Origin of the sequence: Rubrivivax gelatinosus, assembly GCF_016583785.1 — a bacterium.
Lineage (GTDB): Bacteria > Pseudomonadota > Gammaproteobacteria > Burkholderiales > Burkholderiaceae_C > Rubrivivax > Rubrivivax gelatinosus_B.
The window spans coordinates 1-4684 of record NZ_NRRU01000182.1 but is presented as its reverse complement, the minus strand read 5'-3'; the positions used below and the strand labels follow the sequence as shown (position 1 = coordinate 4684).

The following is a 4684-nucleotide window of genomic DNA, read 5'->3' as shown; positions in this document are numbered from 1 at the left end:
CCGCCATCACCATCGCAAGCGTCGGCCGCGGTGACGATGCCGCTGCGCAGCTGCTCGCGGCCATCGGCCAGCACGCTGAGCAGATCCAGTCGCTGCGCCAGCATGCCGTCCAGGTCCAGATCGAACCTCGTGGACAGCGCGCTGAGCTGCAAGGTGAACGGCTCCGAAAGATCCTCGCGCAGCGCCCACGACTCGACGTGCAGTTCGGCCAGTGGGCCATCGCCCTGCAGGCGGTACAGGCGGCTGCCGGAGCCAAAGACGGCAGCGAGAAGATTGGTCATGGCAGACGGCGGCAGCGTCAGTTGAGCCAATCGAGTGTCCCATGCACCCCTGGCCGAGCAGGTCCTCCCGCTGACGGAAAAGCGCAGTAACGGTGTGCAACCGGAGCGCCTGCGGCGGAGCCGGTGCACTTACGGCTCATCCGCCTGCATGGCGGCCAACTCCCGGGAGATGATGACGACCTCCAGCCGGGACTGCGTCGATACGAACACCCAGTGCTTGCACACGCAGTCGATGGCCCAGAACAGGCCGGCAGCGAATGGAGGCGTCTCCCGCAGATCCAGGATGGCCGGCGCGGTGAGCACGACGATGCTGGTATCTTGTTCATCGTGCCGGCAAGGTGCGCGCGTGGGCATCGCGGTGTTCACGAGTGGCCGAAATATGCGAGAGCTTTACCGGAGGTCGCGTCTGCTTTGCGGCGTCCAATCTTGCAATCCGATGGTCGGGGCTACGGGTCGGCAGCGCCAGTTCGCAGTCGGCGAGAGCTGCCGCTGGCCGGGTGAAAGGTGGCCCAACAGGTTCGCCGACCTTATCGCCCGTACGACGGCTTTCGAAGGCACTGCGGCCAGCCGCCCAAACGGCACCGGATGGCAGGTTCGGGCAGTCACCGCCGTTCAGCGGCCGGATCCTGGGTGACGCCAGCCAGTCTAAAACCGACTTTCTGACCTACCCCCATTCGCCATACCAGCGCGCCGTCGAACGTATCGCCCGGGCCTCGTCGAGATGATGCAGGCGTCTCACCGGGCGCCGATGCGGCCCGCAATTGGCCGATGGCAGCCTTTGCCGGGTCAGTCCGGGCAGCCGTCAGCGGCTGGAACAGGTCTGCAGAAGACCGTTACCGATGCGCATGCGCGCGCCGTCAATGGATCGCGACGGGGAGCCCTGCGCGCTGATCGGTAGACACGTCACGATCTCGGTAGACAGCCGCAGCGCTGGCGCGCGCCTAAGTCCTTGATGGACTGGCCTGCCCGGAGGGACTCGAACCCCCGACCTGTTGCTTAGAAGGCAACTGCTCTATCCGGTTGAGCTACGGGCAGCCGGCCGCGATTCTACGGGCCGGGCGAGCGGCCGAGGCCGCTCAGCGTGCCGGTGGCGGCGCGTCCGCCGGTCGCAGCGCGGTCAGCTGCGCCGGCCCCTGCAGGTGGATGGACGCTCCGCTCTGCTTGGCCGTCTGCTTGGCGCGCGCGGCAGCGCTGGCGACGTCCGACGCGCTGCGGAACAGCGAGCCCGCGCCCACCTCGACCACGCCCATGTACAGCGAGACGAAGCGGAAGAAACGCTCGACGCCGTGCCGGTCCTCGGCGCGGATGCCGCCGGCCGCGCGCGCCTCGTCGTCGTAGAGCTCGATGGCCGCGGCGTCGAAGTCGGTCACCATGCGCTCGCAGCGCGCGCGCCAGTCGGCGCTCTGGAACAGGATCACGAAGTCGTCGCCGCCGACATGGCCGACGAAGTCGCGCCGCGGGTCGGCGTGCGCCTGGATCGTCGCCGCCAGCAGCTTGATCATGCGGTCGCCGCACCAGTAGCCGTAGTGGTCGTTGAAGGGCTTGAACTGGCTCAGGTCGGCGTAGCAGGCAACGAAGGTGGCGCCGGCCGCCTGCAGGCGCTCGATGTGCTCGCTGATCGGGCTGTTGCCCGGCAGCAGCGTCAGCGGGTTGGCGTGGCGCGCGGCTTCGATGCGGCTCTCGGTCACCTGGCGCACCAGCTGCTGCCCGGTGCCCAGGCCGCGGTAGCGGCCGCTTTCGACGTAGACGAAACCTTCGTTCAGGTAGCGCTGGTCGGGCGATGTCAGCAGCTCGGCCAGTTCGTCGATGCCGGCATGCACGTCCACCAGCGTCGGCTCGGTGTTGGCGAAGGCCAGGCAGGGCTTGCGGCCGCAGATCTCCTTGAAATAGAGCTTGGCGTAACGGTCCAGGCACTGCTGGCGCCCCACCAGCGCCACCGGGTGTTCGCCGTCGACGAGCGCGATCGCGTGCCACTCGGGGTTGGCGGTGAACAGCGCCACGACCTCGTCGTTGGTGGCGTGCAGCCCCACCGGCGGCACCTCGATGATCTTGGCCTGGCTGAAGCGCCGCGGCGACGGCGCCATGCGTTCGGTCGGCAGCACCGCGATGCGCCGGTCCTCCAGCACCGCCATCGCCTCGGGCTCGGGCGCCGTGCGCGGCTGCGGCGCCGGCCGCCCCAGCAGGTAGCCCTGCACCAGCGGGCAGCCCAGGTCGCGCAGCACACGCAGGTCCTCGGGCGTTTCCACGCCTTCGGCCACGAGCATGGTGCCGAAGGTGTCGGCGATCTGCATCAGCGCGCGCAGCGTGCGCAGCCGCTTGGCGTGCTGGGCGATGTCGCGGCTGAAGTACTTGTCGATCTTGACGACGTCGGGGTTCAGCTCCGACCACAGCCGCAGGCTGGAGCGGCCGTCGCCGAAGTCGTCGAGCACGAAGCTCATGCCGGCACCGTGCACGCCGTCGGCCACCTCCACCAGCAGCGGAATGTCGGCCACGCGCTCGTGCTCGGTGATCTCGAAAGCCACGCACTGCGGGTTGACGCCCCAGCGCTGCACGCTGTGCGCGATGTCGTGCGCGCTGCGCCCGGCAAAACAGCGCACCAGCGCCGACGCGCTGATGTTGATGAAGAGCCGCCCGGCCTGGCGCAGCGCCGCCCAGCGCTCGAGCGCGAGCACGACGCAGGCGACCTCGAACTCCTGCAGCACGCCCTCCAGCCGCGCCTGCGCCAGCAGCGCCTCGGCCCCATGCAGCGCCGTGCCCCTCGGGCCGCGGATCAGCGCCTCGTGGGCGTGTATGCGGCCGTCCGACAAGGAGACGATGGGCTGGAAGTGGATCTCCAGCGCACGCTCTTCCAGCAGCCGCGCGAGCGGCCGCGTCCTGTCACCGAGGTTGAAGTTCATCGGGTCCGTTGCCGGGTCGGCGTAGAGGTGGAACTGCGGCAGTGCGCTCATGGCCTGGCTCCCGCATCGGCGTCACCGGTGTGGAACCTCGATACCGCGTCGACGAGCGCGCGCGCCCTAAGGTCCAGGGCCTCGGTCGCCGCGGCTGTCTCCTCGACGAGCGCGCTGTTGTGCTGCGTGGCCGCGTCCAGCTCGCCCAGCGCACCGGCCACGCCGTGCACCTCGTGGCGCTGACGCGCCGCGGCGGCTGCGATCGCCGCCACCTGGCTGCTGGCCTGGCCGGCCTCGGCGACGATGGCCTGCATGCGTTCGCCGGCGCTGCGCACCACGGCGCTGCCGGCGCGCACGCCGTCGACGTTCTCGGCGATCAGCGCCTGGATCTCGCGCGCCGCCGCGGCCGAGCGCTGCGCCAGCTGGCGCACCTCGGCGGCGACGACGGCAAAACCGCGCCCCTGCTCGCCCGCACGCGCCGCCTCGACGGCGGCGTTCAGCGCCAGCAGGTTGGTCTGGAAAGCGATGCCGTCGATCGTGCCGACGATGGCCGCGATGCGCCCGGCCGAAGCGTCGACACGCGCCATCGTGCGCATCGCCTCGTCCATCGTGCGCTGGCTGGCGCGCGCGGCGTCGACATACGCGTCGGCTGCGGCGGCGGCGCGGTGGGAGCGCTGTTCGCTGTCGGCCGCGCTGTCGCCGATGCGCTCCAACGCCGCGCTCGTCTGCTGCAGGCCGGCGGCGGCGCGTTCGCTGCGTGTCGACAGGTCGCCGGCGCCGGCGGCGATCTCGGCGCCCGAACGCTGCACCGCCTCGGCGGCGGCACGCACCTGGCGCACCAGCTCGCGCAGCGCTTCCTGGGTGCCGGCCATGCTGCGCAGCAGGTCGGCGGCTTCGTCGCGCCCAAGCGGCGCCGGCAGCGGCTGCAGGTCGCCGTCGGCGATGCGGCCGAGCTCGCGGCGCAGCGCGCCGAAGCCCTCGTCCAGCACCTTGGCGAAACAGACGAACAGGTAACTGGCCACGAGCAAGGCGCCGAGCACCAGCGCCGCGTGCAGCGCCCAGCGCCGCTGCAGCTCGGCACCGTGCGCGGCCAGGCGCTCGTCGATGGCGGGCAAGGCGGCTGCGCCGGCCTGCCACAGCGCCTGCAGCGCGGCGGCGCCCGAGGCGTAGACCTCCTCGGGCGTCAGCGCCTCGCGCACCAGGTCGGAGACGTCGGCGGCAGCGACGAAGGCCGCGGCCTGCGGCGGCAGCGCCGGCGTGCCCTCGGGCACGGCCGCCGCGCCGGCATCGGCCAGCACCGCCTGGGCGCGCGCCTGCCAGGACGCCTGGCGCCGGTACTGCGCCGGGTCGTCGAGCGCGCCGCGTGCGACGCCGTAGACCGCCCAGCCCCAGAGCGAGGCGCTGTCGGCGGCGGCGCGCGGCACGTCGAGCAGCCAGCGCTGGGCGAGTGCCGCCACGGCCGGATCGCTGTCCTGCAGCAGGCCGGTGCTGCGCACCAGCGCCGGCAGCAGTGCC

General features: G+C 71.5%; 4 protein-coding genes and 1 tRNA gene. All 5 read right to left on the bottom strand.

Annotated features, from left to right (window positions below; translation table 11 throughout):
- A partial coding sequence (locus CKO43_RS24985; protein ID WP_431191975.1) for a hypothetical protein occupies positions 1 to 281 on the bottom strand: 281 nt, incomplete at its 3' end.
- Between the two features lie 129 nt (positions 282 to 410).
- Positions 411 to 647 carry a hypothetical protein gene (locus CKO43_RS24980; protein WP_200380358.1) on the bottom strand — a complete coding sequence of 79 codons (237 nt, stop codon included), beginning with the start codon at positions 645 to 647 and terminating at the stop codon, positions 411 to 413.
- A 592-nt stretch (positions 648 to 1239) separates the two neighbouring features.
- Positions 1240 to 1316 (bottom strand) — tRNA-Arg (locus CKO43_RS24975).
- A gap of 41 nt (positions 1317 to 1357) precedes the next feature.
- Positions 1358 to 3229 carry a phosphodiesterase gene (locus CKO43_RS24970; RefSeq protein ID WP_200232351.1) on the bottom strand — a complete coding sequence of 624 codons (1872 nt, stop codon included), beginning with the start codon at positions 3227 to 3229 and terminating at the stop codon, positions 1358 to 1360.
- On the bottom strand, positions 3226 to 4684 hold a 1459-nt coding region (locus tag CKO43_RS24965; RefSeq protein ID WP_200380357.1), incomplete at its 5' end, for a methyl-accepting chemotaxis protein. The genes CKO43_RS24965 and CKO43_RS24970, both read right to left, overlap by 4 nt.